The following is a 20,512-nucleotide window of genomic DNA, read 5'->3' on the forward strand; positions in this document are numbered from 1 at the left end:
TTCCGGGGGTGGGGGACCGGGGGGCCCCTGGGTCTGAAAACTTTCCCCGTCGTTTGGAGCTAATGGATTATTAGCTCGCCCCTCACCATGCCCCTGCCGCGTCGAGGGTGACTGTCTTGATCACTGGCCTCGTTCGCTTTGGCTTGCGTGTTCCGTCGCCGCGTGACTGATTGTCGAAGCGGCAGATGGTGCGCGTGTTGTCCACGGTGTCCTGTCCGCCCATTGAGTGGGGGACGATGTGGTCAGGCTCGGGGCTGTTGGGTCTTCGGCTGTTCTCCCAGTCGAGCCAGCATCCGCAGATGGGGCAGTGGGTTACGCCGGCTTCGTAGTCAAGCTTCAGGCGCTCGGCTCGTACCTTCTTCCACGTCCCGGTCCCTGTCCTACTGGTGGCCATGGTGGCACCTCCTGGCAAGGGGGTGGGGTATGCGTGGGGTGAGGGCGGTTAAAACATGGCACCCCCCTGCCTGATGGAGGGGGGGTGCCTGCAAGTGAGGGGGGCTACTGGCAGGCGGGGAGTACTTCGAGTGACCGGGTGTAGTTGTTCTGGTCAATGCCGCTGGCGTCTCGCGTGACCACTGTGTCCAGGCCTGAAACCTCAGTGCAGGACATGTTCACAACCCATGTGGCGATGTCAGCCTGCTCGGTCTCGGTGAGCATGTCTTGGAGGTGCACGCGGATAGCGCCTGCGCTCACGTCTTCGATCTCACTGATGAGGTAGCCAGGGCTGGTTGCTTCGAGGCTTTGGAATGAATCAACGCCGTTACCTTCGAGAATGGCGGCTTCTACTTCCTGGGCGCCAAGTGCTGTCTCAGTGGGCGTGGTCTCGCTGGTCTCACTGGCCTCCGGGGACTCGGTTGCCTCAGCGGACTCGGTTGAGATTCGAGGGCTTTCGGTCTCAATCGTGATTGCACCTGATGGGGGGGACGGCTCTTCTGGCGTGGTTGATCCACAGCCAGTGAGTGCGAGTGCTGCCATGAGTGCGATGGGGGCGAGTGCGCGTGAGGACTTCATGAAAGAATTCTATCCGCTAGACGGACGTGTTAGGCCATGACTTCCTGCATCTCAAACGTCTCGAACTGCGCACCCTTGCCTTCAAGCGTCACGGTCCATGCGTCGAGGTGGTGCTGGCATCCGTAGATGACTTTCTCACTGGGCATGAGGATGATGCCGCCGACTGCACGTTCGGCTTGGCTTGCGTCGCACCGTTCCATCCCCAGCCCCTTACGTTCGCCCCCGTGTCCAGACCCTTTGTGGCTACTCCGTGCGACTGAGGGTGCCAATCAGGGTGGGCCTTGCATTGTCCGCCTTCAGTAGCTCGACGGCCGTGTCGATCTGGGCCATCCGCTCGTCTGCCAGGCGGATTGCCTGCTCCGAGCATTCCACGCGGTGCTCTGCGTGCTCCTTGTCCCTCAGCGCATCTTCCCGGTCGCGCTCAATGAGCCTGCGGTCGCGCTCAAGCAGTTCCATTACCTTGTCCATCGGGCCATCTCCTTGGGTTGTGGAAACTTCGGCGGCTACTTCCAAGTTCGCCCCCGTGTCCTGGCTCGCACAACTAACTGGTGCGGCGGGGTTCACGAGGGAAGTATGCGGGCGGCCGGGAGTCACGCACTGACTCAACCGGCCGCCCTGATCCACACGAGGAGATGACGCGTGGACATGAAAGAACCCCCGGCCATTGGCTCAGGGGTTCGGATTGTGGTGTTGCTTCCCACTCACACTTCAAGCAACTTACTAGAAACTATACCTCATGTTTTCGATTCCGGTCATGCGGCTTTCCGTGGCCTCCCGATTGACTTACTCGCGGCGGCTTGGATGACCTGAGTGGCAGTGAATAGCCGGACGCCTTTGTCGTTCATCTGCTCACTGACAAGATGCCCTTCCGCCACCCAGCGTTCGGCACTCTTCTGCGTGATGCGGATGGTCTTGGACTGATGAAGGGCCTTGACGATCACACTCAATGGCGCGAGTGCTGCACGGCCTTTGTCCTTCAGGTGTTCCAACAGTGCCGCCGCTTCGTAGGTCTCGCCGCACTCATGGCATCGGGCAATGGAGTTGCTGCCAACGCGTCGGACGAGCCCAGGGCATTGACTCTGATCCTCGCGTGTCGTCCAGCATCGGCCCATGTTCATCACCTCGGGCGGCACGTCCACGGCGCGAATGACCTTGCGTAGTGAGCCGTCCAGTTCGTCCAGCAGGTCACCGGCCCAGTCGTTGCCCCGGATGATGTGCAGGCTCATCTTCAAGTAGGGCACGGACTCGACATTGCGCAGGCTGTCGTTGTCGTCATGCTCCAACGTCATGCGCGCCCATGAGACACACAACTCCTGAAGCTCGGTCACGGCCTCCATGGCGGTCAGGTTCACGGGCGGCTTGGCCGGGTTGCCTCCACCGCCGCTACTGGTCCCGGTGGCGTCGAGCCGGGCCACGGTGTCACGTGCGGTCGCGAGGGCGTCGGGGATCTGGTCGAGGGTGGCGGTGAGTTGCGCCGCGCAGGTGGCGCACAGGTGGATTCCTTCTGCGGTGGGTGCTGTGCATCTGGTGCATTCAAGGCTCATGCGGCTTCCCCTTCGAGTCGTTGCTTTAGTTCACGGACGGTCTCGGTTGCGACGCGCCATTTGCCTTCGTGATTGAGTCGGGCGTCGAGCTTCCCGTCTTCGATGAGTTGGCCCAGGAACTCGGGTGTCACGTTCAGTTCCTCCGCTGCCATGCGGACCGAGATGTCCACTCCGACCATGGATCTTCCGCCGCCGTGGAGTTCCCGGTGTGCGGCTCGGTCTTTGACGCCCTGCCAACCACCGATATGGAAGTAGCCCCCGCAGTCTCCGCACTTGAATACGGCGGTGTCCCAGTGCTTCCGGTCGCGGTATCGCTTGGCCTCACCGCGTGTGCTGAACATGCGCTTACCTGTGGTCGGGCAGTTGCCCCGGCGCTCGGTCATGACTTTGCATCCCATGCATCCCGGAACGACGAGTGCCACACGAGGGCTTCGCCAATCTCGTCGTCGTCAAGGTCGAGATCTTCGAGATCCTCAAGGGCGTCATCGATTGCGTCCTGGACGATCCGGTCAACCGCGTTCTGGATTCGCCCTTCTCGGGAAGGGTTGAGGACTGAGATGCTATGGCCCTTGGATCTACCCTCGGCCTTGGCTTGCTCGAAGGTTTCGGACATGTGCTTCCGGCCGTCGGCCTGGCTGTCAATGACGGCCCCACAGTCGTTGCACTTCCCGTACGGCTGGCCGGGGGTCGGTTCGAATTGGTCAGTCATGGTCAATCTCCTCTTGGGCATAGCAAGAGGCCCCTAGATCGCAATCTAAGAGCCTCGGGATTATTGGTGTTCTACGTGTTCGTTCTGGGCGTGCGGATCGCTCCTAGGCCCGGTTCTGTGTCTCTGGCGCCTACTTCCCGCCCTTCGCCCTCACAACTTCCACCACGTCCCCTTTCCGGAGCATGGCGGCGTGGATGAGCGCGCCCCCGCGCCAGACGACGAGCCGGTCATGCTTGCGGGCGGTGGTGGTGGGCATTAGTCGTCATCCTCGTCGTCCAGTGCGGCCTCGGTCAGGTTCTCTTGGGCCTGGTCGATGGTGGTCACTTCGAGGCCTCCAGAAGATTTCGGCGTGCGGCATTCACGGTGCGGACGATGGAAGCGCGATCAACCTTTGCGAGATCTTCGAAGTAGTTCCCAATCGGATGCTCGTTATGGATCTTCTGCACATCTGCCTCGCTCAACTCGACCGGCTCGGCGGCCACCACGCGGGCGGGCGGGGTTGCCGGATCAAGATCGGGCCACTCGTTAGGGCGGGTTATTGCAATGACGCTCCCCATGGGCGAGAAGATGTGCAACTCCTGCCGGTGAAACACTCGGGCGGGGTAGCCCTCGTAGTCGCCGTCCTTCACGACATGCCACGTCCCCGGCTCGGGCTTCTCGGGGGCGCATGTTAGGTGCCCGTTCTTGACCAGCAGGCGGGCGGCCTCAGTGCTGTTGGCCACGCCGATGTTCTCTAGGATTTGCGAGTATTCCTTCTCGGTAATGCTCTTACTCATCTCAATCTCCTCATGAAAATGGCCGCCCCGGAATGGGACGGCCTGCGGTGGGTGGGGGTGTCACTGGTCGCGGATCTCGCTGTAGTGGCCTGCGAAGTCGGCTTGCACGATGTCCGGGCGGCCGTGTCGGTTCTTGGCCACGATGATCTCCAACTCGCCGCGCTTGCCAGGGTCCACGGTGTCCCGGTGCAGGAGGATCACCACGTCTGAATCCTGCTCAATAGCTCCTGACTCACGGAGGTCATTGAGCATCGGTGGCCGCTTGTCGGTGGCGCTGGCTCGGTTGAGCTGGGAGAGCATGACCACGGGCACGTGCATATCCATGGCCAGTAGCTTCAACTGTCGGGACATGTCAGCCACGAACTCGTGTCGTGCGCGCTTGTCCTGCGGTGCCTGTGCCATGAGCTGCAAGTAGTCCACAACGACGCCGGCCAGCGGTGCACGTCGGTGGACGTTGCGAGCGAACCTGCGAATCTCGGTGATGGTCACCTGGGCTGACTTGGACACGGCCAGCGGGTAGCGGTAACTGGCAGACCAGTCCGCAATCCGCTGGTAGTCCTCGGGGGTCAGGTTCTCCGGGTTCATGAGCCGGTCCATGGGCACGTGCCGCTGGTGGGCAAGGATGCGCTTGTTCACGTCGTCCTGGCTCATCTCCAGCGAGAGCATGGCCACTCCGCCCTGCTGAGCGAGGGAGAGGGCCAACTGCACACCCATCACCGACTTGCCCACACCAGGTCGCGCCCCGATGGTGTAGACCGCACCTGGCCTTAGCCCGCCGATGACATCGTTCAGGCCCTCCCATGGCGTCGGCACGAATGATGTCCCGGAGTCGAAGCCATCAACCGTGTTCTGAATGGTCTCCCATACGAACTGCACCGGCTCGTGTCGGACGGTTCTACCTGAGCGATCGAGCTTCTGCCGTGCGTCCTCCACGATGGCGTCAATGTCGCCAGGCTGGTCGGCCATGGATGCGATTGCACGTCCGGCTTCTGCGAGCCTGCGTCTGGTGGCGTGCTCGGCGACGATCTGTGCGTAGTAGTTCGCCGACGAGCCGGACGGTGCCGCCTCCGACGCCATCGGGATTAGCGTCGGATCGGTTGGCCGTTCACTGTTTCGGAGTTCATGCGAGATGGTGACCGCATCGACGGGCTTGCCGTCTCGGGCCATGGTGGTGATGGTGCGCCATGCGAACTCTAGGGACGGGTCACGGAAGTCTCCCGGTTCGAAGTCCAGTTCATCGAGTCCTCGGCCACTCGCGTTGATGGCCGCGCCGAGTAGGGCTAGTTCTGCGTGCTCGATGCTCTCAGTGCTGCCCATGGGTCAGCCCCTTCCTGATTGTCGGTGTAGTCGTCTTCCCATCGCTCGGCGTTGAGCCATGATCCTGGGAGTGCGATGTAGGTCTTCTCTTTGCCTTGGACGGATGCCTTGTAGGCGGTCAGGCCTCGGTGCAGAGTTTCGATGTCGGTCTTCTTCAGGGCCGCCTTGAAAGCTTTTCTTGCTGCCCCCTTGGCTTCCTTGCGCGGGTAGCTCGAATACCAAGCGTCGAAGAGTGCGTCGCTATCGTCTTTCGGCGCAGCCGGTGGACGAGTGTTCTTCCCATCCCTTCCCATCCCATCCCTTCCTAGGGGGAGTTCGGGTGAGTCTCGCTGTGGCTCAGTGAAACTCACCGGAGTTTCGATGGGGGCGAGGGAGTCTTGCTGAGCACAGGCGGGGCACCTTGTTTTCCAACGAGGGTCGATCTTCTGATGGTCCTCGAAGCGTCTGACTAGGAGGTATGTTCTTCCGTCACCATCGGATACGCGAACAACACGACCCTGCTCCATCACTTCCGCGAGCAGTTCGTCAATATCCACGTTGTCCATCGGAAGGATCTGGAGCTTCAATTTCATTGCATCATCGGCCACATGACCGTGATCGCAGAGCGTGAAGTTCCACATTCCGATATAGAGCAGTCGAGCGAATGGTGAAAGCTTCACCATGTTCCCGTCTGTCCAAAAGTCAGGTTTGATCGTTCGGATTCTCGCCACTGTCGTCCTCTCTCAACATTGCTTTCACGTCCTCCACTGGCACGCCGTACAGTCCCGCGATGCCTTCCACGCTCGACCCGCACCTGACTGCTGCGTGGGCGTAGTAGGCGCGCCGATCCCGGTACCCCTCCGTGTCAGATGCGGCGAGCGTGAGGAACTGGGTGGCCAGGTCACTCACGGCGTCCCTCCGTCCGCAATGGCCTCTGCCACGCACTTCAGCCGCGTTCTGGCCTTGTCTGCGGCTCTCCTCCATGCGTGCGGCTTCTCGCCGGGGAACGTGTCGCAGGACCGGATATCGGCGTCTACAACGTCACGGGCCGCGTCGAGGAGCTTGTGCATGGAACCGGATGTCGGCGGCTTGGCAACCAGTGGCGCGATGAAAGCGGCAAGGTCCAGCGCGGTTGAGTCCTCGGAGGCGCCGGAATAGGTTTCCGCCCAATTGAGGGCGGCTGCGGCGAGTTGGTCTGAATCGATTTTCGTCAGCATGTGCGTTCTCCAATAACAAGGGCCGCCCCGTGTGGAGCGGCCCGGATGTGGGTTTCAATGTGTGGTGCAGATACTCAATGTTTCGAAGTGATCAGTCGCAGTCAGGCCCATCAGGTAGCGGCGTGATGGTGAGGACGATGCAGGCTTGGTCGCGCTTCTCGCCGGCTCTCATGTCGGGTCCGGTCAGATGTGCGTTGTCGTCGTCGGGGAGTAGTCCATAGTCGGTTACGAGCCCGTCGATGACCGCCTTGATGGTCGGGTACAGGTTGGCCACGTCGTAGCTGCGTCCGGTGGTCTTGTGGACGGTCGCGGTGATGTGGGCGCGGGTCATGAGGGGGAGTATCTGCGCGTGCGCGAGTGCTCTTGTCCGCTCCCGCCAGTTGCGCGTGAGTGCCGCTTTCGGTGCCCAGTGCATCCGGTCATTCGCGTTGATCCACTGAGCCTTGTTCCCGGCGTCACAAGGCGCGGGAATTGTTAATGTGAGCGTCATTTCCCCGTGCTCCCCATCGCGCCGTGCCCACGCTCAGTTCCCGGCAGCTCGGCCACTTCGACAACTCCGGGCGTGGCAATCGGCAGGATGACCAGTTGCGCGATCCGGTCACCTGCCTTTGCCGTCCATCCGTTGCGCGAGTGGTTCATGAGGATCACCTGGACCTCGCCGCGATAGTCGGCGTCGATCACTCCACCAGCGGGCACTACACCGTCACGTGCGGCCAGTCCTGAGCGCCCCTGGATCTGCCCGTAGTAGCCGGCTGGGATGGCCACTGCAATGCCAGTGGGGACGATTGCGCGGCCAGATGCGTACAGGTGCACGTCATTCAGCGCGTACAGGTCCAGGCCTGCATCGGTGGGGTGTGCGCGGGTGGGGAGTGTTGCGGCCGGGTCGGTGCGCTTTACTTTGAGGTTCAATGCGTTCTCCTTATGCGGCTGTGGATAACTCTGTGGATTCGATGCGGTGCAGTATGGGGCAGCACGCACACTTGCCGGCAAACATCCATGACCCGCACCCGTGGCATCTGGTGATCTGCCGGTCAAGGCGTGCGAGCTTGGTCATGCGGCCTCCTTCAGTCGCGCCATGGCCAGTCTCAATACCGCCTCGTCTGCACGCTCCTGGGGTGACATGCCGCCCCAGACCCCGAACCTGTCAGCCCGCCGTGCGTCTCCCTCGAAGTCCAGTGCGGCTTCCAGGCAGGCATCGATAACAGGGCAGGTCTGGCAGAGAGCGCGGGCGATTGGCGCGGTACCACCTGGCGCCGGGAACCATTGCTCGGGGTCCTGCCTGCACGGGGTGAGCACTGCGGCGTCAGTGGTGTCATCCATGAGGTAGGTCATCTCAGCCACGCCTTGGCGAACTCGATGCGCGCCGACTCCTCGCGCTCTTCCTTGATGCGGGTAGCTTCCTCGCGGAGGTGGTGTCTGCACGCTCGGCCGTGGCTGCATACCCCAAACGGGTTACGGCAGCAGGCACCGTTGCAGTCAGCCGCGTGATAGGCGGCGGCTTGCTTGTTGCTCATGACATCTCCTTGTCAAGGTGCTCGGGGTGCTCGGATAGGTCACGGATGAGCACGGACGCCTTGTAGAGGTCGCCGCGTGCAATGCATCCGAGGACGTAGCGGCGGCGCGTCATGGGCGCAGCCCCGTCCGCAATGAGTGGCACATCGCGAATGGGCCCCTGGCCGTTCAGCCCGGCGTCCGTGATGTACCAGAGCGCCTTCCTCAGGTCCTCGGCGGCGTCACCCTTGGACCCGGCCCGCCATACGTACTTGAATGCGTTACCGAGCGTGAATGACATCTGGCGGGTGTACTCGATGCACTCACCCTTGATGCCGGGAACGCCTGCATAGTGTGGCGGGTGGTTGATGAGGTCGGTCATGCCGCCTTCTCCTCTGGCCGGCAGTACTCCTCGATCAGGTTCGGGCGGTATCCGGACCATGACGATTGCGATCCGTCGCCGTGCTGGACGATGACGACGGGCATCTCCTGGTATCCCTCGGCGCGGAGTGCTTCGAGATCCTGCATGGATTCAACGGTGGGCAGGTCCACGGCTCTCATGGCATACGTGGCACCGAGTGAGTCGAGCTTGCGTTTGCTGGCCCAGCACATGCGGCAGTTGTCCTTGGTGTAAAGCGTGATGGTCTTGCTCATTACTGCTCCTGGGATACAAAGCGGCGGCCGTCCGTGAATGGGACGACCGCCGCGAGGGTGGGTACGAAAAAGCCCCCACCAATTGGCGAGGGCTTCGTTATATTTTGGTTGCCGGTTATGGGGTGTCAGGAATCCATTCCGCAGTGATCTTCTCTACCAGCATGTCAAACGCCCTACCGCGTTGAAGTTCGACTAACTCCTTTGGGTGCAGCTTCACGGAGAGCACCCGTCGTGGCGTGCTGGTCGAGTTGATTGCCTGGAAAACAATCGCGTCGGGTTGCCGCTCGATCGCTACCTTGTCAATATCAAGGCCCGCATCACGGAGGCCTTCTAGAATGTTCAGCAGATCGGCGTCAGATAGCTCGTACGTTTTCATAGTTCACATCCTCTCAGAACGGCGGCTGTCCATCGTTACCCGGCGTCTCCCAGTTCCCAGCCGCATTCCCACTACCGCCCCACACGTCACCCTGCCCACTGTTGCCAGCGGGTGCGGTGTTGAAGCCGGAGTTGGAGTTGGTGCCGTTGCTCCGGTTGGACTTGGTGACCTTGGCCGTGGCGTACTTCAGGGAGGGGCCGATTTCGTGCACGTCAAGTTCGGTGCTCGTACGCTTCTGCCCGTCCTTCTCGTAGGCGCGCATCTTCAACGCACCCTGAGCAATGACCCGCGTACCCTTCGTTAGCGATTCCGCGACTTGCTCAGCGGCCTCACGCCAGATGGAGGCGCGCAGGAACAATGTCTCGCCGTCCTTCCATTCATTCGACTGCTTGTCGAACGTGCGCGGGGTGGACGCAATGGTGAAGTTCGCGACTGCCGCCCCGGATGGGGTGAACCTAAGTTCCGGATCGCTCGTCAGGTTGCCTACTACGGTGATAATCGTTTCGCCTGCCATGTGTCAGTTCTCCTTGATTTCGAGCGTGACGGTGTACGTGGCGATCACTTCGCCGGAGTCGGCATACTCCTCGACGTAGATGGATTCGCCATCTTCTTCGAGCCGGTATGCGAAGTCTTCAGCGAAGTCATTCGACACGGATAGGTCTTCGAATAGCCGTGCAGCAGTGAGTGCCATGTTCAGTTCTCCTCGTTGTCGTTGTCGTCGGTTACACAGTCGTGGGTGGCTGGCCTGGATGCCACGTACTCGATGGGCTCCAGGCAGTCAGGACAGGGGGCTTCAAATCGGGGCATTACTCGGCCTGCCTCTCGTTGGAGTGCGGGGCGTCTACTCGATAGGGGTTCTTCTTGTAGTCGAGCGGTGCAGTTGTGTATCCATGCCACGCGCCCTCGTCCCAACCCTCAGCCTTCGCAGCTAGATCCCGGTCGGCCAGCCATAGATCGAAGGCAGCTTGGCGCTCGTCATATTCAGCCTCCCGCGAGTATCCCCCTAGATATGAGTAGTCCATGCGGACCTGCTCCGTCGTCGGCACGTACTCACTCACGCGTCCGCCCCCGATTCCTTCAGCGCGTTGACCTTCTCGGTGATAGCGGGCTTGTGAGCATCCGGAGCGACGGACCACAACGCACGCAGACCCTTCATGTCAGCGGCCGCGATCTCGGCGGGCCAGTCGCGAGGTGGTGGCGCGTCGGGCAGTATGTCCACCTTGAACGTCTTGCGCTTTCCACGGGACACCATGAGAGGCAGAGATAGTGGCTTTTCCAAGTGACTCAGCGCTTCCACCTCGATGCCACCTACTACATCCTTCCCGAATCGGATGTCAGGGTTGCGGACGAGCTTCAAGCGCCGGCCAACATACTGGGAGGCATCTGACCCCCATGCCGCCACGATGAGTCTCCTCATGGTCTTGGACGGCCTGTAGGCGCGGTCCGGGTACTCGGTGCTGTGGATGTTCACGGGCTGCTCGGAAGTCCCTTGGGAGACCTTGGAGACCGTGATGGTGATGCTGTGCCCAATGAGGTCATCAGCGTTGAGTTGCGTACTGTCCGGGGTGAGCGTCCCCGAGATGTCCATGCTCATGATGCTTTCCTTTCCCTGTCCATCAGCGAGTACGGCATGTGCTCGCGGCGTAGCTCTATTGCGGCCTGCTCGGCCTCGCGGATGTCGTCAAACGGGCCACGCCGATGCATCTCCCGGTTCAGCATGATTGATGCCATCCATCCGCTGCGGGCCTCGACCCAATAGACGCCGCGAATCCCGGACTTGCTGTTCCGGTTTGCGGACGCTCGGTTTTGGCCGTTGAGTGCATGATCTGCAAACCTGACATGATCAGGGTTGACGCATGCGCGGTTGTGGCACATATGGTCCAACTGCTCGCCGTCTGGGATATCACCCTTTGCCCACTTGTAGGACACTCGGTGCGCCAAGCGGGCAGCGCTATCAATCCGGAACACCCCGTAGCCGTTGTACTTCGCGCCGGTCCATATCCAGCACTTGCCAGATTTGTCCACCTTGGACCAGAACCGCTCCGCATCGGTGGCGTGCACGTTCCTGATTGGCGCATCCATGTCCTTCCCCTTCTTGAACCGCTGGTAATGGGCGCCGCAATATCCGAACGCCCGCCACTTCGGTCTGTCACATCCGGGGTGCTTGCATTTGACCTCCTCCGTCATATCCGGATCTCCTCTTCCTCGAATACGTCGATGCGTTCGGTCTGCGGTCTGCCCTTGATTCGGAGTTGGTACGTCTCCATTAGCGCGGCGGCGTCACTCTCGAAGCCCTTGACGGCGTTCACGATTGCTTCCCGCCACTGCTCGTCCGGGTGCACGCGCTTCACAAAGAACGGCATCCCGGAGTTGTAGCTGATGAAGTCCACCCACTCGCGGCCAGAGACGAGCATCTCGGTCTGGCATTGAGCCATGTAGTGGATCGGCACCATGTCAGTGAGTAGCGTGTTCAGGTGCGTCTTCTGGCGTGGACTCTTGATCTCAATCAGGCCGTCGTCGCCAACGAGACCATCGGGGCTGTATCCGATCTTGAATCCCCAGTCATCACGGACCATGAATCCAACCTCGGAAGTGGCCGCATAGTGCTGTTCGTAGATCTCGCGGGCGTACGGTTCCGAGAGTGTCCCTCGCTGCATGTCCCGGTTCGGGAAGATCTCTTCAACGTGCCCCGTGATGCGCTCGGCCACCAGCGTGGAGACCAGGCCGCGTGCAGTGTCGTTCTGCGCGGTCTTCAGCGTCTTCGTGGTGATGAGTTGGCCGACCGTGCTGGCAGTGACGATCCCAGCGCGGGCCTGCAGCCACTCCTCGCTTCCCTGCTCCAGGTCTTCATAGACGGTCAGCGCCATCAGCTCAGCCCCGCCTCTCCCCAGATTGCGAACGGGATGGTGGACGCGAAGATGAGCGCGAGGAGGATGAGGAAGGCCCCTACGGTGCGGAGGTCGTCGCGAAAGTGGCGTCTCGGCAATGGGGTGTTCACTTGGTGGCCTCCTTGTAATGAGGAGTGCCGGCTCCATAGGGGCACAGGATCGGGCAGTTCTTGTCGCAGTAGCTCATCTCAATCTCCTTTGCATGACAAAGCCCCCGCCGTTTAGCAGGGGCCAGTAGGTTCGGTACTTCGGTTGGGCTATCCAGATCGGCCCTTCACTGCGGCGTACGTTCTGCCAATGAGGTACGCACACACGCCGATGAATGCGCACTCCACAGCCACGACGGCCGCACACAGGCGCTGAATCAGGCTCATCTCTATCTCCTCGTGCATTGCAAAGGCCCCCACCGCTTGGTGAGGGCCTGACTGTTATTCGATGCCGCCGAGTATGTGCATGGCGGTCCGGATGAGTGCGCGGCGTTGAGTGGTCGCGTCACTCGTTGGTGGTTCAGCGTCTTTCGGATTGGGTGGGCTGGTCGGTGCCGAGCGCGTCGGCGATGGTGCGGCGGAACACCTCGGGGCCACTGACGCCAGGGGCCCGAGCCTCCCAGTCATCACACAGGTCCAGCACGGCGGTGATCGCGGCGGCCATATCGTCCACGTCGGTGCGGGCGTGCGCGATGAACTCGCCATCCTCGCTCCGGATCACGCCCCGGCCGGTGCCCCCGTAACAGTAGGACCCGCAGGACACTTCGCACGAGACGATTTCCTCGTACCCTCCGGGTGGTAACTGCTCTACGGTGTCCCCTGCGAACTCCCATGGCCCCTCAGTAGCCGCCTCTGCTCGGGCCTTGATCGCCGCGAGCCGGGCGCGGGGATCGGTGGTGGTCATTCGGTGGCTCCTTCGATCTGGTCGGCGCGGCTTAGACAGCGGGCGCATGGGAAGTCGTCGGTCTGGTCGTGGTGCTCCCACGACGTATCCCTTTCGCATAGGAGAGCGGCAGTTGCGCCACGCTTCTCAGCGGCGCGGTTATGGGCGGCGAGCCAGCGGTCAAACTCGGCGTCACTCATCTCGGGGAGCCCGCCGCCGGTGTATGCGCTGTTTCGGTATGCCTTGCGGATGGTCGCCATCTCAGGCGTGTACTCGGTCATTTCCCAAATCCAATCTGGCCATCGAAGGCGTCTTGTAGTTCAACCTGCGCACGGGGCGAGGTGTAGTAACTGGCGTCGTGGTCGGCAGGACAGGTGCCATCTCGCACGCCGTCCAAGCAGTCCAAGTTATGACTCGGCGGACCATCCCAGTTGAGACAGTCACGGATGACGACGGCCACGAAACAGGCGGCGCCGATGATGACGGCGATCCAGAACAGGGCGATCATGCCCCAGCCCCCCGGCATGCCAGGACGGCCACGTCGTAATCCATGCCCGCTTCAGCCGCACGGGGGATGAGTCCGAACGCACCGGCCGCAACATCAATGACGGTCAGGGATGCGTCCAGGAGGCCGTCTGCGTGGTCCAGTGCGGTGATGCACGCATCCGGGGTGACCGGGACTTCCACTTCCTCGGTGACGGTCTCGGTGACAACCTTCTCGACCTCGACCGGACGATCCACCATGACCGTCTCCGGTTCGGGCTGTAGGGCGGTTGCGAGTCCGCCGCCGGTGCCGATGCCGACGACGAGGCCACCGACAGCGAGGGCGGCAGGAAGGACGAGTCGGCGCTTCTTATTCGCGGGTGCGTGTCCGGGATAAATGGGGTTCATGTTTTCGCGAAACTCGGGGGTGCTGCTCATGGGGTTCTCTCCTTGGGGATTACTGTCCGCCACACGGGCAGGCGGGACTTTTTGCGGGTAGGGCTAATGGAGTGGATCATTCGGCCGGCGTCCACGATCAGGCCACGACGGCTGGCAGTGTTCACGGCCGCACCCGGCCAATTCGATCTGCACTCAGGCATGGCGGCACGGAGGTCATCGGCGGTCCACTCAGACGTTTGACGCGCCATCCAGATCAGCGCAATGTCACGCCAATCCGTCCACTCGTGTTCGAGGGCCATGGGCGGGGATGGGTACCAGGCTGGCTGAGCGGTCATTGGGCTCGCCTCCCAGCTTCACGGCGAGCAGTGGAGGCCTCTTGCCATTCCCTCTCTGCTTCGGCAATAACATCCGCTGGTGCGCCCTCTGCTCGAAGGATCTTCACTCTCCGGGACGCGTTGACGAGCCGGTTGTGCGTATTGACGATGTCGCTCACGCCTCTACGACCTTTCCTGGCTTCCACCCGGTGATGATCTCGGGATTCATGCAGACCAACTGGTCGCTACCCTCGGGCAGGTACTCGTAGATCAGCTCGCCGTGACCGTTTTGACGGGCATGCGCGTGGCCCTTCTGGGGGATCGTCTGGTCGGCCAGCTCGAAGACCACCAAGACCGGATGCACCTTCGGGTCAGGGGTAATCACCGGGCGGTCCAGGAGGTAGATGGCCTGAACATCCTTCTCTGGGATGTCCATGCCCACCCGGAAGATCTCCATGAATGGCTCAGCCTTTGTCTTCTTCACTGCGGGGTAGGTGACTTCGACGCCGCTCTTCAAGACGACGCGCACCTTGTCCCCGTCCCGCATATCGGACCAGGTAATCTCGGTGCCCCGCGGCTGCTCCTCAAGCGCAATCGTGTATGCCGACTGGGCCAGTTCCACTATTCGGGTTTTTCCCAGAGTCGGCATCTGGTCCCACCAAGTGCCCTTGTCTAGACCGCCGTCGTCGTTGAAGCTGTCGTAGATGAGGCCAACTTGCCGCTCGGTCAGCGGGTGTTCTTCTCTCATTGCTTTCTCCAATAGGTGTTGTATGGCTGACTCGGTGGCCTCTAGCGCATTGAGGTTCAACTTGTCTCGATCACGCTTCAGGCTCTTATTGACGTTCTTCTCGAACTCCCTGAACGACGCCCTGCGCGAACTGGGGAACATGGATCCTCCTTTTCACTTCTTGCCGGGATGGGCTATCGCGACGGTCATCACGACGATGGGCACCCCGCACGCGGCGATCGTGCCGACCCACACGGGCAGGCCGAGTACGTCAGCACCAAACAGTGCGAGGCAAACCCAGCCGACGACGGCTGCTGTAATAGCCAGTGCGATACCGACGATGGCCAGGGCGTCCCGGTAGTGCTGGGGAATCAGGTGGCGGCCACTACTCACGCCGCCACCTGCTCTCGTTCGATGTTGCGGATTGCGTCCCGGGCCGTGGTGTCCGTGATGATGCCGAGGATGCGGAGCGCTTCGTACCAGCCGAGATCCCGGCGCTGGGCGGCTCGCTGCATCTTGCCGGCGATGTAGTGGGCGTATGAGTGGAGCATGGTCGGGTCCGAGTCGGTGAGCTTCGCGGTGATCTCGTGCCGCTTCATGTTTCGGATGCTGGTGTTTTCGGGCATGACGAATCCTTGGGTGTCTGCGCTCGGCACATGGGCCAGAGACGGTTTTAGGGTGCGGCCGGCTAGGGCCAGTGGTGCGGGGAGTGGGGCGTTAGGCGGCGCGGCGTTCGAGCGCCTCCCGGATCCGGTCGGACCGGCGGCGGCGGGACGTGCCCACTGCGACCTGATGCCGAATGATGTCCTGCTGTTCGGGGGAGAACCGGATCAGTCGCCCGATGCGGTCAGCCGGCCATTCGCCGGATGCAACTTTTGCACGCACGGTCTTATCGCTGATCCGATACTGGGCGGACATGTCAGCTACGGCGAACCAGCTTTCGGCACTCATGCTGCTACCCGCTGACGGGTCATGCGTGCATCGTTCTTCACGAGGAGCGCAGCAACGCGCTCGTCATCGAACTTGTCGAACAATTCGCGTGGACGACGGTCGAGCCAATGGGCAATGTGCGCGCCGAGGTCTTCTGAGATGTTCTTCAGCTTCCCGGTCTCGATGGCGCTAATGGCTGCCTGACTGCACTTGGCGAGGGTTGCTAGCTGTCGCTGATTCAAACCCTTCTCCTGCCGCAGTTCCTTGATGAGTTGTGCATCTTTTACCTGCACGTACACCTCCTGGCGGATGCGTTGCTTGGGGCGGGACCATCTTCGGCGGGGTGCCTGTACGGCCGATCCGCTGTACGTGTAACTCATCATGCCTTCCTTTCGTCGCTGTGACAAGTAAAGCATGCATGATTCTTTGCTAGTGGTCAAGCCCGCATCTCGTATCGCCTTGTGAATGCCGGGTTGTAGGGTTCCTAGTTGTATTGCTGATACGGACACCCGCTGTGACCACTAGAAACACATCTCCGAGAGTGAAGCCATGAGCACGAGCCACCCGAAGACATTGCGTGACATCGCACTGATCGCCAAAGACAAGCACGATGGTGCAAGCGGTTATGAGATGCAGCGCATTGCTGAGCGGGACGGCTACCGGATCACCTTCACGACTTTCAACAAGATCGTTGCTGGCACTTATGTGTCCCGAGCGACCCGCAAGACGTTGGAAGCGCTGGCGCATCTATCGGGCATCCCGATTGATCACGTCTACGAGGTGGCCGGCCAGCGGCATGTGACTGATCGGTTCGCCGATCAACTACCGCCCGATGTCGATCTACTGACTGAAGACCAGCGCAACGCTGTCATCACAGTGACTCGTGCCTTCTTGAAAGCTAATCGCGAACTCGAAGGACTCCGAAGTGAACCCGAACAGCAAGACACGCAACTTCATTCCGACCGACACCTCCACGCGGTGGAGGATGCTGACGGCCAAGATGTTGGCGAAGAACAGAAGATAGAGCGGGCCGCGCATACTAATTACGATCCGGAGATTGGCCCGGAAGACACGCCGAACGAGGTCTAACGTGTCCTAGTCCATTCCTACAGTGATGGGCATGGATTTGGACGCAGTTGCCGAACATCTCGGCGTAGAGGTGACATACGGTTGCCCGGAGGTGGGGCACTGGGGTGACTACGACGCCCTGGCCCACCGCATTACGTTGCTCCCTCGGCTCGGGGCGGCGCAGCACCGATCAACCTACAGTCATGAACTCGGACACTCTCTATACCGGCACGAAAGGTCTACGGCACGTGCTGAGCGTGAGGCCAGCCATGCAGCACACTGGCTCACCATTCCACTCTGCGGCTTCCTGAGAGCCGTTCAGGAGAATGACAGCATGCAGGCAGTCGCCCATGATCTCGGAGTCATGCCGGCCGATGTGAAGGCCTATGCGCGGCGCTTCGAGGTGCTTCATGGTTGTTGATTTGGACCGGGCGGTGATCGACTTTGCCGGCCGCACGTACCGCCACAGGGGAGCACAGATGGACGCTGTGAAGTCCGAGTTGGGCATGAGCTATACGACGTACCTACTGCACCTCTCCCGACTCATTGGAGAGCGTGACGCTTGGGAGTACGCGCCCGCTCTCATGGGGCGACTTTCCAGGCGGCTAACGACTCGTCACAGAGCCACCCTGTAGACACAGAAACGCCCCGGCCCATCCGTGATGGATGAACCGGGGCTTTGTGCTTTCGGCCTGTTCCCCTTGGGAACAACTACCGGGTTCCCAAGGGTCATTCCGGGACATTCAGGGCACTGCGCAGGCTGACCGAAATTGAGCCTCCATGCCCCATTTAGCCCCGGAATCTCGCGGAAGTTAGTACCGGGCAAGCCACCTATAGGAAGATGATTCGAGTCCCTCTGGGCCCACCGTTGTGATGAGTCGAGACATGGGTTTCACCTGAGTCGCGTCATGGGTGACAGTTGAACGGGAGTCCTGCCATCGGCCGGGCTCCCGTTCTTCGCTTCTCCAATGGACAGCCATGACGCATGACCGATGGCACTGGTCCCGGCTCGGGGCCGTCGACTGTGCTGGGTGAGACCAGGCCTACTCTCCGGTGCGGCACCCGGTCAGCGCACTCGCCCTGGAACCCCGCGGTTGGATCCAGACCCCCAACTTCGTTCTCTGTGGGGCTGCGGTCGCCGTGGGAGGCGTGGGGATGGCCGTCTCTGGCGTTTCCCCGGTCCTGGGAATCGTGCTGGCCATCGTGGGGGTGGGCCTGCTCCTTTCCGGGGCCTTCCGGATGGACCCGGTCCGGAGCTATCCGCCAGGCACCCCGGAAGGCGACCCTCCGGCCACGAGCATCTGGCACCGACTCCACGATGCCGTCGGGATGATCCTGTTCCTCGCCCTCCCGGCGGCGGCCGTCCTCGCCCTGATTGCGTTGCCGGAGCTGGGCTGGAAGATCGTCTCCGGCGTCGTGGCCCTCTGGCTGATCCGCACCGTCGTGGCTTTCGGGGTCGCCTGGAAGAACGATTCACCACGGACAGGTCTCGTCCAACGGTCGTTCCTTGTCCCGGGGTTGCTCTGGACGGGCGTCGTGATCGGTCTGTAGGCCGACGGCGTTCAGGTCTGCGTCACCCGCGGTGGAATCCGTTCGGCCTTTTCGGCCGAAGCCTCCACAACGAGGTGACTTCCCGCGAACGGGCGGCGTGGAGAGGATCTGAGCGGTCGGCGGCTCGCTGATGGCGGGGTGTCGTGTCGAGCCGGTCGATCACCTCAAGCCCCGCCTGGTCGATGGCGTCCAGCAGCATCTGCCGACTGCGTAGTCCGAGGACTTCGGCCAGGTCCGAGAGGATCAACCAGGCCTCGCCGTCATCCGTGAGGTGGTGCGGTAGTCCGCCCAGAAACTGCAGCAGCATGGTGCTGCCGGGGTCGTATACGGCCGCGTCGAGCGTGGTCGCCGCGCTGCCCGGCAACCACGGGGGGTTGCAGACGATGAGTGGTGCCCGACCTTCCGGGAACATGCTGGACAGCTGAGCTTCGGCGGATTCCTGGAGGCCGAGCCGCGTGAAGTTCTCGTTCGCGCAGTCCACCGCACGCTGGTGGATATCGGTCCCCACCACCTTCTTCACGCCACGGTGCACGAGCACGGCGGCCAGTAGTCCCGTGCCGGTGCCCACATCGAACGCGAGCTCCGGGTTGCCCAGCGGTGCCTGGGCCACCAGGTCGACATATTCGTGGCGGGTGGGCAGGAACGTGCCGTAGTGAGGATGGATCCTCCCGTTCACGGCGGGGATGTCGATGCCGGTCAGGTACCACTGGTAGGCGCTCAGCACGCCGGTCAGCTCCTGCAGACTTACCACTGCGGACCCCTCGCCGAAGCCGAGTTGGTTCGCGTAGGCGAATTCGACCGCGGGGCCGACCTGAGGGGCACGGGGCAGGGGCACCTGGGCCGCCCCTCCCGGTGTGTCGAATGTGAGCGGCACCAGAATCAGGGACATCATCCGCGAGCGCTGGGCGCGGGCTTGGCGCAGACGATAGAAGGCGTCCGCATCGCCGAGGACCGGCCGTGGTGCCGCCTCGCCTTTTTTGCCCTTGGCCAGGCGTCGATCGATGGCGCTGAGGATCTGCTTCGCGTTGTGGAAGTCGCCCAGCCACAGCATGGCGGTTCCCTGGGCCGCGTACTTCACGGCCTGGACGGTGGTGAGCCGGTCATCGACGACCACCAGCTTCTTCGGGGCCGGCCGGCCGTTGGCAGACCACCACGTGGCGGATTCGGTCACCCCGGCCTGTTCCCAGGTCAGCAAGGGAGCGTCAGCAGTCGGTTCCATCAGGCGTCGGCCGCCGAGAGGTCGGTGCCGGTCTCCCGTACCCCGAGTGCCCAGACCGCCTCTGCCGCTGCGTCGTCGCCGGCCAGTGCGGAGGTCTGCTGGGGTTCAGGCCTGCCCCGCCACTGGCGAAAGCCGTCTGGACCGAAATAGGTCAGCGGCGGCAGACCGGTCATGGCGGCCTCGAGCACCGGCAGTGCCCCGTCAGCTGCAGACTGGCCGATCAGGCGGCAGACGCCCGTGACGGCGCGGTCGAGAACCGGCACGCCGGTGGCATTCTGGATATTGGTGACAGCCCAGCCCGGGTGGGCGAGCTGGACGTCCACGGTGCCCGGCTGGGCAGTCAAGCGGTGCTGCAGCGCGCGAGCCCAGAGCATGTCGCACAGTTTCGACTGGGCGTAGGCAGCCGCGATGCTCCAGCGGCGGTGCCGGAAGTGCGGGTCGGCGGCATCGACCTGCCCGCTCTGGTGTGCTCCGGAGCCGACGATGACCACCCGCCCACGGAGGTGCCCGGCAATCAGGTTGGTCAAGGCGAAGGGCCCCAGGAAGTTAGTGCCCAGAATCATCTCGAATCCGTCGGTGGTCTCGCGGCGACGCGGGGTGACCGCGCCGGCGTTGTTGACCAGGACGTCAATGGGCTCGTCCAGGCTGGCCGCGAAAGCGTGGACGGAGGCCAGGTCGGCCAGATCCAGGTGGCCCACCACCACCTCGGCTCCGAGCCGACGCAGTTCTCCCGCCACGGCCTGTCCCCGCCCTGCGTCCCGGACCGGAAGCAGCAGCCGCGCCCCCGCACGGGCGGCCTCGCGGGCCGCCTCCAGACCGATCCCGTTCGTCGCTCCTGTCACCAGCCACGTTCGGTCGGACTGGTCAGGCAGTTTCCAGGGGGTCGGGGCGGACGGCGAAGTGGAGGAGGGTGTGGAGCGGGAGTTGGCCATAGTCACACGGTACCGGCGGCCCGCAGCGTCGCCCGGGGGTGCTTGGGGGCCCGGGAC

41 protein-coding genes are annotated in these 20,512 nt (G+C 62.3%); 4 read left to right on the forward strand and 37 right to left on the reverse strand.

The window, feature by feature from the left end; translation table 11 throughout:
- Positions 1 to 82: 82 nt before the first annotated feature.
- The 35 genes from BOSE125_RS18225 to BOSE125_RS04795 all read right to left on the reverse strand — a co-directional run bounded on the left by BOSE125_RS18225 (position 83) and on the right by BOSE125_RS04795 (position 16,068).
- On the reverse strand, positions 83 to 394 hold the full coding sequence (locus BOSE125_RS18225; protein ID WP_159550463.1) for an HNH endonuclease signature motif containing protein: 312 nt from the start codon (positions 392 to 394) through the stop codon (positions 83 to 85).
- A 104-nt stretch (positions 395 to 498) separates the two neighbouring features.
- Positions 499 to 1,011, reverse strand: a complete 513-nt coding sequence (locus BOSE125_RS04635; protein WP_159550466.1) for a hypothetical protein — start codon at positions 1,009 to 1,011, stop codon at positions 499 to 501.
- 29 nt (positions 1,012 to 1,040) lie between these two features.
- Positions 1,041 to 1,211: a hypothetical protein gene (locus BOSE125_RS04640; protein WP_159550469.1), complete on the reverse strand. Its 171-nt coding sequence runs from the start codon at positions 1,209 to 1,211 to the stop codon at positions 1,041 to 1,043.
- 43 nt (positions 1,212 to 1,254) lie between these two features.
- Positions 1,255 to 1,479, reverse strand: coding sequence for a hypothetical protein (locus BOSE125_RS04645; protein WP_159550472.1), 225 nt, complete (start codon positions 1,477 to 1,479; stop codon positions 1,255 to 1,257).
- Between the two features lie 284 nt (positions 1,480 to 1,763).
- On the reverse strand, positions 1,764 to 2,555 hold the full coding sequence (locus BOSE125_RS04650) for a hypothetical protein (RefSeq protein ID WP_159550475.1): 792 nt from the start codon (positions 2,553 to 2,555) through the stop codon (positions 1,764 to 1,766).
- Positions 2,552 to 2,938 carry a hypothetical protein gene (locus BOSE125_RS04655; protein WP_159550478.1) on the reverse strand — a complete coding sequence of 129 codons (387 nt, stop codon included), beginning with the start codon at positions 2,936 to 2,938 and terminating at the stop codon, positions 2,552 to 2,554. Before BOSE125_RS04655 ends, BOSE125_RS04650 begins: the two co-directional genes overlap by 4 nt.
- Positions 2,935 to 3,264: a hypothetical protein gene (locus BOSE125_RS04660; RefSeq protein ID WP_159550481.1), complete on the reverse strand. Its 330-nt coding sequence runs from the start codon at positions 3,262 to 3,264 to the stop codon at positions 2,935 to 2,937. Before BOSE125_RS04660 ends, BOSE125_RS04655 begins: the two co-directional genes overlap by 4 nt.
- Before the next feature lie 130 nt (positions 3,265 to 3,394).
- Positions 3,395 to 3,520, reverse strand: coding sequence for a hypothetical protein (locus BOSE125_RS18110; protein WP_256375970.1), 126 nt, complete (start codon positions 3,518 to 3,520; stop codon positions 3,395 to 3,397).
- Between the two features lie 64 nt (positions 3,521 to 3,584).
- The gene (locus tag BOSE125_RS04665; protein WP_159550484.1) at positions 3,585 to 4,040 is read right to left on the reverse strand and encodes a hypothetical protein; all 456 of its coding nucleotides are present in this window, start codon (positions 4,038 to 4,040) and stop codon (positions 3,585 to 3,587) included.
- A gap of 60 nt (positions 4,041 to 4,100) precedes the next feature.
- On the reverse strand, positions 4,101 to 5,357 hold the full coding sequence (locus BOSE125_RS04670) for a DnaB-like helicase C-terminal domain-containing protein (protein ID WP_159550487.1): 1,257 nt from the start codon (positions 5,355 to 5,357) through the stop codon (positions 4,101 to 4,103).
- Positions 5,321 to 6,019 carry a hypothetical protein gene (locus BOSE125_RS04675; RefSeq protein ID WP_159550490.1) on the reverse strand — a complete coding sequence of 233 codons (699 nt, stop codon included), beginning with the start codon at positions 6,017 to 6,019 and terminating at the stop codon, positions 5,321 to 5,323. Before BOSE125_RS04675 ends, BOSE125_RS04670 begins: the two co-directional genes overlap by 37 nt.
- A 19-nt stretch (positions 6,020 to 6,038) precedes the next feature.
- Positions 6,039 to 6,245, reverse strand: coding sequence for a hypothetical protein (locus tag BOSE125_RS04680; protein ID WP_159550493.1), 207 nt, complete (start codon positions 6,243 to 6,245; stop codon positions 6,039 to 6,041).
- Entirely contained in the window at positions 6,242 to 6,553 is a 312-nt protein-coding gene (locus BOSE125_RS04685) for a hypothetical protein (RefSeq protein ID WP_159550496.1), read from the reverse strand. Before BOSE125_RS04685 ends, BOSE125_RS04680 begins: the two co-directional genes overlap by 4 nt.
- Before the next feature lie 91 nt (positions 6,554 to 6,644).
- Positions 6,645 to 6,884: a hypothetical protein gene (locus tag BOSE125_RS04690; RefSeq protein WP_159550499.1), complete on the reverse strand. Its 240-nt coding sequence runs from the start codon at positions 6,882 to 6,884 to the stop codon at positions 6,645 to 6,647.
- 155 nt (positions 6,885 to 7,039) lie between these two features.
- Positions 7,040 to 7,462, reverse strand: a complete 423-nt coding sequence (dut, locus tag BOSE125_RS04695; protein ID WP_159550502.1) for a dUTP diphosphatase — start codon at positions 7,460 to 7,462, stop codon at positions 7,040 to 7,042.
- Positions 7,463 to 7,603: 141 nt separating this feature from the next.
- Complete coding sequence (locus BOSE125_RS04700) at positions 7,604 to 7,885, reverse strand: WhiB family transcriptional regulator (protein WP_236558135.1); 282 nt, start codon at positions 7,883 to 7,885, stop codon at positions 7,604 to 7,606.
- A complete protein-coding gene (locus BOSE125_RS04705; protein ID WP_159550505.1) occupies positions 7,882 to 8,067 on the reverse strand; it encodes a hypothetical protein in 186 nt (61 codons plus the stop codon). Before BOSE125_RS04705 ends, BOSE125_RS04700 begins: the two co-directional genes overlap by 4 nt.
- On the reverse strand, positions 8,064 to 8,426 hold the full coding sequence (locus BOSE125_RS04710) for a DUF3310 domain-containing protein (RefSeq protein ID WP_159550508.1): 363 nt from the start codon (positions 8,424 to 8,426) through the stop codon (positions 8,064 to 8,066). The genes BOSE125_RS04705 and BOSE125_RS04710 overlap by 4 nt, the downstream gene beginning before the upstream one ends.
- Entirely contained in the window at positions 8,423 to 8,698 is a 276-nt protein-coding gene (locus BOSE125_RS04715) for a glutaredoxin domain-containing protein (protein WP_159550511.1), read from the reverse strand. The genes BOSE125_RS04710 and BOSE125_RS04715 overlap by 4 nt, the downstream gene beginning before the upstream one ends.
- Positions 8,699 to 8,813: 115 nt before the next feature.
- Entirely contained in the window at positions 8,814 to 9,074 is a 261-nt protein-coding gene (locus tag BOSE125_RS04720; RefSeq protein WP_159550514.1) for a hypothetical protein, read from the reverse strand.
- Positions 9,075 to 9,087: 13 nt separating this feature from the next.
- Positions 9,088 to 9,588: a single-stranded DNA-binding protein gene (locus tag BOSE125_RS04725; protein WP_159550517.1), complete on the reverse strand. Its 501-nt coding sequence runs from the start codon at positions 9,586 to 9,588 to the stop codon at positions 9,088 to 9,090.
- Between the two features lie 3 nt (positions 9,589 to 9,591).
- Positions 9,592 to 9,765, reverse strand: coding sequence for a hypothetical protein (locus tag BOSE125_RS04730; RefSeq protein WP_159550519.1), 174 nt, complete (start codon positions 9,763 to 9,765; stop codon positions 9,592 to 9,594).
- Between the two features lie 115 nt (positions 9,766 to 9,880).
- Positions 9,881 to 10,132 (reverse strand): hypothetical protein, encoded by a 252-nt coding sequence (locus BOSE125_RS04735; protein ID WP_159550521.1) that lies wholly within the window; start codon positions 10,130 to 10,132, stop codon positions 9,881 to 9,883.
- Positions 10,129 to 10,668 (reverse strand): hypothetical protein, encoded by a 540-nt coding sequence (locus BOSE125_RS04740; protein ID WP_159550523.1) that lies wholly within the window; start codon positions 10,666 to 10,668, stop codon positions 10,129 to 10,131. The genes BOSE125_RS04735 and BOSE125_RS04740 overlap by 4 nt, the downstream gene beginning before the upstream one ends.
- Positions 10,665 to 11,261 carry an HNH endonuclease signature motif containing protein gene (locus tag BOSE125_RS04745; protein ID WP_159550525.1) on the reverse strand — a complete coding sequence of 199 codons (597 nt, stop codon included), beginning with the start codon at positions 11,259 to 11,261 and terminating at the stop codon, positions 10,665 to 10,667. Before BOSE125_RS04745 ends, BOSE125_RS04740 begins: the two co-directional genes overlap by 4 nt.
- Positions 11,258 to 11,941: a lambda exonuclease family protein gene (locus BOSE125_RS04750; RefSeq protein WP_159550527.1), complete on the reverse strand. Its 684-nt coding sequence runs from the start codon at positions 11,939 to 11,941 to the stop codon at positions 11,258 to 11,260. The genes BOSE125_RS04745 and BOSE125_RS04750 overlap by 4 nt, the downstream gene beginning before the upstream one ends.
- 528 nt (positions 11,942 to 12,469) lie before the next feature.
- Complete coding sequence (locus tag BOSE125_RS04755) at positions 12,470 to 12,853, reverse strand: hypothetical protein (protein WP_159550529.1); 384 nt, start codon at positions 12,851 to 12,853, stop codon at positions 12,470 to 12,472.
- Positions 12,850 to 13,113, reverse strand: a complete 264-nt coding sequence (locus BOSE125_RS04760) for a hypothetical protein (RefSeq protein ID WP_159550531.1) — start codon at positions 13,111 to 13,113, stop codon at positions 12,850 to 12,852. The genes BOSE125_RS04755 and BOSE125_RS04760 overlap by 4 nt, the downstream gene beginning before the upstream one ends.
- Positions 13,110 to 13,340: a hypothetical protein gene (locus BOSE125_RS04765; protein ID WP_159550533.1), complete on the reverse strand. Its 231-nt coding sequence runs from the start codon at positions 13,338 to 13,340 to the stop codon at positions 13,110 to 13,112. The genes BOSE125_RS04760 and BOSE125_RS04765 overlap by 4 nt, the downstream gene beginning before the upstream one ends.
- The gene (locus BOSE125_RS04770) at positions 13,337 to 13,753 is read right to left on the reverse strand and encodes a hypothetical protein (RefSeq protein WP_159550534.1); all 417 of its coding nucleotides are present in this window, start codon (positions 13,751 to 13,753) and stop codon (positions 13,337 to 13,339) included. Before BOSE125_RS04770 ends, BOSE125_RS04765 begins: the two co-directional genes overlap by 4 nt.
- 450 nt (positions 13,754 to 14,203) lie before the next feature.
- Entirely contained in the window at positions 14,204 to 14,917 is a 714-nt protein-coding gene (locus BOSE125_RS04775; RefSeq protein WP_159550535.1) for a hypothetical protein, read from the reverse strand.
- A 12-nt stretch (positions 14,918 to 14,929) separates the two neighbouring features.
- Positions 14,930 to 15,148, reverse strand: a complete 219-nt coding sequence (locus tag BOSE125_RS04780) for a hypothetical protein (RefSeq protein ID WP_159550536.1) — start codon at positions 15,146 to 15,148, stop codon at positions 14,930 to 14,932.
- Entirely contained in the window at positions 15,145 to 15,381 is a 237-nt protein-coding gene (locus tag BOSE125_RS04785) for a hypothetical protein (RefSeq protein ID WP_159550537.1), read from the reverse strand. Before BOSE125_RS04785 ends, BOSE125_RS04780 begins: the two co-directional genes overlap by 4 nt.
- Before the next feature lie 91 nt (positions 15,382 to 15,472).
- Positions 15,473 to 15,706: a hypothetical protein gene (locus BOSE125_RS04790; protein ID WP_159550538.1), complete on the reverse strand. Its 234-nt coding sequence runs from the start codon at positions 15,704 to 15,706 to the stop codon at positions 15,473 to 15,475.
- A complete protein-coding gene (locus tag BOSE125_RS04795; protein ID WP_159550539.1) occupies positions 15,703 to 16,068 on the reverse strand; it encodes a helix-turn-helix domain-containing protein in 366 nt (121 codons plus the stop codon). Before BOSE125_RS04795 ends, BOSE125_RS04790 begins: the two co-directional genes overlap by 4 nt.
- 166 nt (positions 16,069 to 16,234) lie before the next feature.
- Here BOSE125_RS04795 and BOSE125_RS04800 point away from each other — a divergent pair, with 166 nt between their 5' ends.
- The 4 genes from BOSE125_RS04800 (at position 16,235) to BOSE125_RS04815 (ending at position 18,304) form a co-directional block, all read left to right on the forward strand.
- Positions 16,235 to 16,774, forward strand: coding sequence for a hypothetical protein (locus BOSE125_RS04800; protein ID WP_159550540.1), 540 nt, complete (start codon positions 16,235 to 16,237; stop codon positions 16,772 to 16,774).
- Positions 16,775 to 16,805: 31 nt separating this feature from the next.
- Positions 16,806 to 17,174: an ImmA/IrrE family metallo-endopeptidase gene (locus BOSE125_RS04805; protein WP_159550541.1), complete on the forward strand. Its 369-nt coding sequence runs from the start codon at positions 16,806 to 16,808 to the stop codon at positions 17,172 to 17,174.
- Positions 17,164 to 17,388 (forward strand): DUF3263 domain-containing protein, encoded by a 225-nt coding sequence (locus BOSE125_RS18230; RefSeq protein ID WP_159550542.1) that lies wholly within the window; start codon positions 17,164 to 17,166, stop codon positions 17,386 to 17,388. The genes BOSE125_RS04805 and BOSE125_RS18230 overlap by 11 nt, the downstream gene beginning before the upstream one ends.
- A 418-nt stretch (positions 17,389 to 17,806) precedes the next feature.
- A complete protein-coding gene (locus BOSE125_RS04815; RefSeq protein WP_159550543.1) occupies positions 17,807 to 18,304 on the forward strand; it encodes a DUF998 domain-containing protein in 498 nt (165 codons plus the stop codon).
- A gap of 22 nt (positions 18,305 to 18,326) precedes the next feature.
- Here the strand turns inward: BOSE125_RS04815 and BOSE125_RS04820 are convergent, their stop codons facing one another.
- A complete protein-coding gene (locus tag BOSE125_RS04820) occupies positions 18,327 to 19,523 on the reverse strand; it encodes a methyltransferase (protein WP_159550544.1) in 1,197 nt (398 codons plus the stop codon).
- A complete protein-coding gene (locus tag BOSE125_RS04825) occupies positions 19,523 to 20,455 on the reverse strand; it encodes an SDR family NAD(P)-dependent oxidoreductase (protein WP_159550546.1) in 933 nt (310 codons plus the stop codon). Before BOSE125_RS04825 ends, BOSE125_RS04820 begins: the two co-directional genes overlap by 1 nt.
- Positions 20,456 to 20,512 lie beyond the last annotated feature (57 nt).

Origin of the sequence: Citricoccus sp. K5, from assembly GCF_902506195.1 — a bacterium.
Taxonomy (GTDB): domain Bacteria; phylum Actinomycetota; class Actinomycetes; order Actinomycetales; family Micrococcaceae; genus Citricoccus.

Excerpts from the sequence above, each read along its gene's own strand:
- BOSE125_RS18225 (WP_159550463.1), bottom strand. The coding sequence starts at position 394 with ATGGCCACCAGTAGGACAGGGACCGGGACGTGGAAGAAGGTACGAGCC.
- BOSE125_RS04635 (WP_159550466.1), bottom strand. The coding sequence starts at position 1,011 with ATGAAGTCCTCACGCGCACTCGCCCCCATCGCACTCATGGCAGCACTC.
- BOSE125_RS04640 (WP_159550469.1), bottom strand. The coding sequence starts at position 1,211 with ATGGAACGGTGCGACGCAAGCCAAGCCGAACGTGCAGTCGGCGGCATC.
- BOSE125_RS04645 (WP_159550472.1), bottom strand. The coding sequence starts at position 1,479 with ATGGACAAGGTAATGGAACTGCTTGAGCGCGACCGCAGGCTCATTGAG.
- BOSE125_RS04650 (WP_159550475.1), bottom strand. The coding sequence starts at position 2,555 with ATGAGCCTTGAATGCACCAGATGCACAGCACCCACCGCAGAAGGAATC.
- BOSE125_RS04655 (WP_159550478.1), bottom strand. The coding sequence starts at position 2,938 with ATGACCGAGCGCCGGGGCAACTGCCCGACCACAGGTAAGCGCATGTTC.
- BOSE125_RS04660 (WP_159550481.1), bottom strand. The coding sequence starts at position 3,264 with ATGACTGACCAATTCGAACCGACCCCCGGCCAGCCGTACGGGAAGTGC.
- BOSE125_RS18110 (WP_256375970.1), bottom strand. The coding sequence starts at position 3,520 with ATGCCCACCACCACCGCCCGCAAGCATGACCGGCTCGTCGTCTGGCGC.
- BOSE125_RS04665 (WP_159550484.1), bottom strand. The coding sequence starts at position 4,040 with ATGAGTAAGAGCATTACCGAGAAGGAATACTCGCAAATCCTAGAGAAC.
- BOSE125_RS04670 (WP_159550487.1), bottom strand. The coding sequence starts at position 5,357 with ATGGGCAGCACTGAGAGCATCGAGCACGCAGAACTAGCCCTACTCGGC.
- BOSE125_RS04675 (WP_159550490.1), bottom strand. The coding sequence starts at position 6,019 with ATGGTGAAGCTTTCACCATTCGCTCGACTGCTCTATATCGGAATGTGG.
- BOSE125_RS04685 (WP_159550496.1), bottom strand. The coding sequence starts at position 6,553 with ATGCTGACGAAAATCGATTCAGACCAACTCGCCGCAGCCGCCCTCAAT.
- BOSE125_RS04690 (WP_159550499.1), bottom strand. The coding sequence starts at position 6,884 with ATGACCCGCGCCCACATCACCGCGACCGTCCACAAGACCACCGGACGC.
- BOSE125_RS04700 (WP_236558135.1), bottom strand. The coding sequence starts at position 7,885 with ATGACCTACCTCATGGATGACACCACTGACGCCGCAGTGCTCACCCCG.
- BOSE125_RS04705 (WP_159550505.1), bottom strand. The coding sequence starts at position 8,067 with ATGAGCAACAAGCAAGCCGCCGCCTATCACGCGGCTGACTGCAACGGT.
- BOSE125_RS04710 (WP_159550508.1), bottom strand. The coding sequence starts at position 8,426 with ATGACCGACCTCATCAACCACCCGCCACACTATGCAGGCGTTCCCGGC.
- BOSE125_RS04715 (WP_159550511.1), bottom strand. The coding sequence starts at position 8,698 with ATGAGCAAGACCATCACGCTTTACACCAAGGACAACTGCCGCATGTGC.
- BOSE125_RS04720 (WP_159550514.1), bottom strand. The coding sequence starts at position 9,074 with ATGAAAACGTACGAGCTATCTGACGCCGATCTGCTGAACATTCTAGAA.
- BOSE125_RS04725 (WP_159550517.1), bottom strand. The coding sequence starts at position 9,588 with ATGGCAGGCGAAACGATTATCACCGTAGTAGGCAACCTGACGAGCGAT.
- BOSE125_RS04730 (WP_159550519.1), bottom strand. The coding sequence starts at position 9,765 with ATGGCACTCACTGCTGCACGGCTATTCGAAGACCTATCCGTGTCGAAT.
- BOSE125_RS04740 (WP_159550523.1), bottom strand. The coding sequence starts at position 10,668 with ATGAGCATGGACATCTCGGGGACGCTCACCCCGGACAGTACGCAACTC.
- BOSE125_RS04745 (WP_159550525.1), bottom strand. The coding sequence starts at position 11,261 with ATGACGGAGGAGGTCAAATGCAAGCACCCCGGATGTGACAGACCGAAG.
- BOSE125_RS04750 (WP_159550527.1), bottom strand. The coding sequence starts at position 11,941 with ATGGCGCTGACCGTCTATGAAGACCTGGAGCAGGGAAGCGAGGAGTGG.
- BOSE125_RS04755 (WP_159550529.1), bottom strand. The coding sequence starts at position 12,853 with ATGACCACCACCGATCCCCGCGCCCGGCTCGCGGCGATCAAGGCCCGA.
- BOSE125_RS04760 (WP_159550531.1), bottom strand. The coding sequence starts at position 13,113 with ATGACCGAGTACACGCCTGAGATGGCGACCATCCGCAAGGCATACCGA.
- BOSE125_RS04765 (WP_159550533.1), bottom strand. The coding sequence starts at position 13,340 with ATGATCGCCCTGTTCTGGATCGCCGTCATCATCGGCGCCGCCTGTTTC.
- BOSE125_RS04770 (WP_159550534.1), bottom strand. The coding sequence starts at position 13,753 with ATGAGCAGCACCCCCGAGTTTCGCGAAAACATGAACCCCATTTATCCC.
- BOSE125_RS04775 (WP_159550535.1), bottom strand. The coding sequence starts at position 14,917 with ATGTTCCCCAGTTCGCGCAGGGCGTCGTTCAGGGAGTTCGAGAAGAAC.
- BOSE125_RS04785 (WP_159550537.1), bottom strand. The coding sequence starts at position 15,381 with ATGCCCGAAAACACCAGCATCCGAAACATGAAGCGGCACGAGATCACC.
- BOSE125_RS04790 (WP_159550538.1), bottom strand. The coding sequence starts at position 15,706 with ATGAGTGCCGAAAGCTGGTTCGCCGTAGCTGACATGTCCGCCCAGTAT.
- BOSE125_RS04795 (WP_159550539.1), bottom strand. The coding sequence starts at position 16,068 with ATGATGAGTTACACGTACAGCGGATCGGCCGTACAGGCACCCCGCCGA.
- BOSE125_RS04800 (WP_159550540.1), top strand. The coding sequence starts at position 16,235 with ATGAGCACGAGCCACCCGAAGACATTGCGTGACATCGCACTGATCGCC.
- BOSE125_RS04805 (WP_159550541.1), top strand. The coding sequence starts at position 16,806 with ATGGATTTGGACGCAGTTGCCGAACATCTCGGCGTAGAGGTGACATAC.
- BOSE125_RS18230 (WP_159550542.1), top strand. The coding sequence starts at position 17,164 with ATGGTTGTTGATTTGGACCGGGCGGTGATCGACTTTGCCGGCCGCACG.
- BOSE125_RS04820 (WP_159550544.1), bottom strand. The coding sequence starts at position 19,523 with ATGGAACCGACTGCTGACGCTCCCTTGCTGACCTGGGAACAGGCCGGG.
- BOSE125_RS04825 (WP_159550546.1), bottom strand. The coding sequence starts at position 20,455 with ATGGCCAACTCCCGCTCCACACCCTCCTCCACTTCGCCGTCCGCCCCG.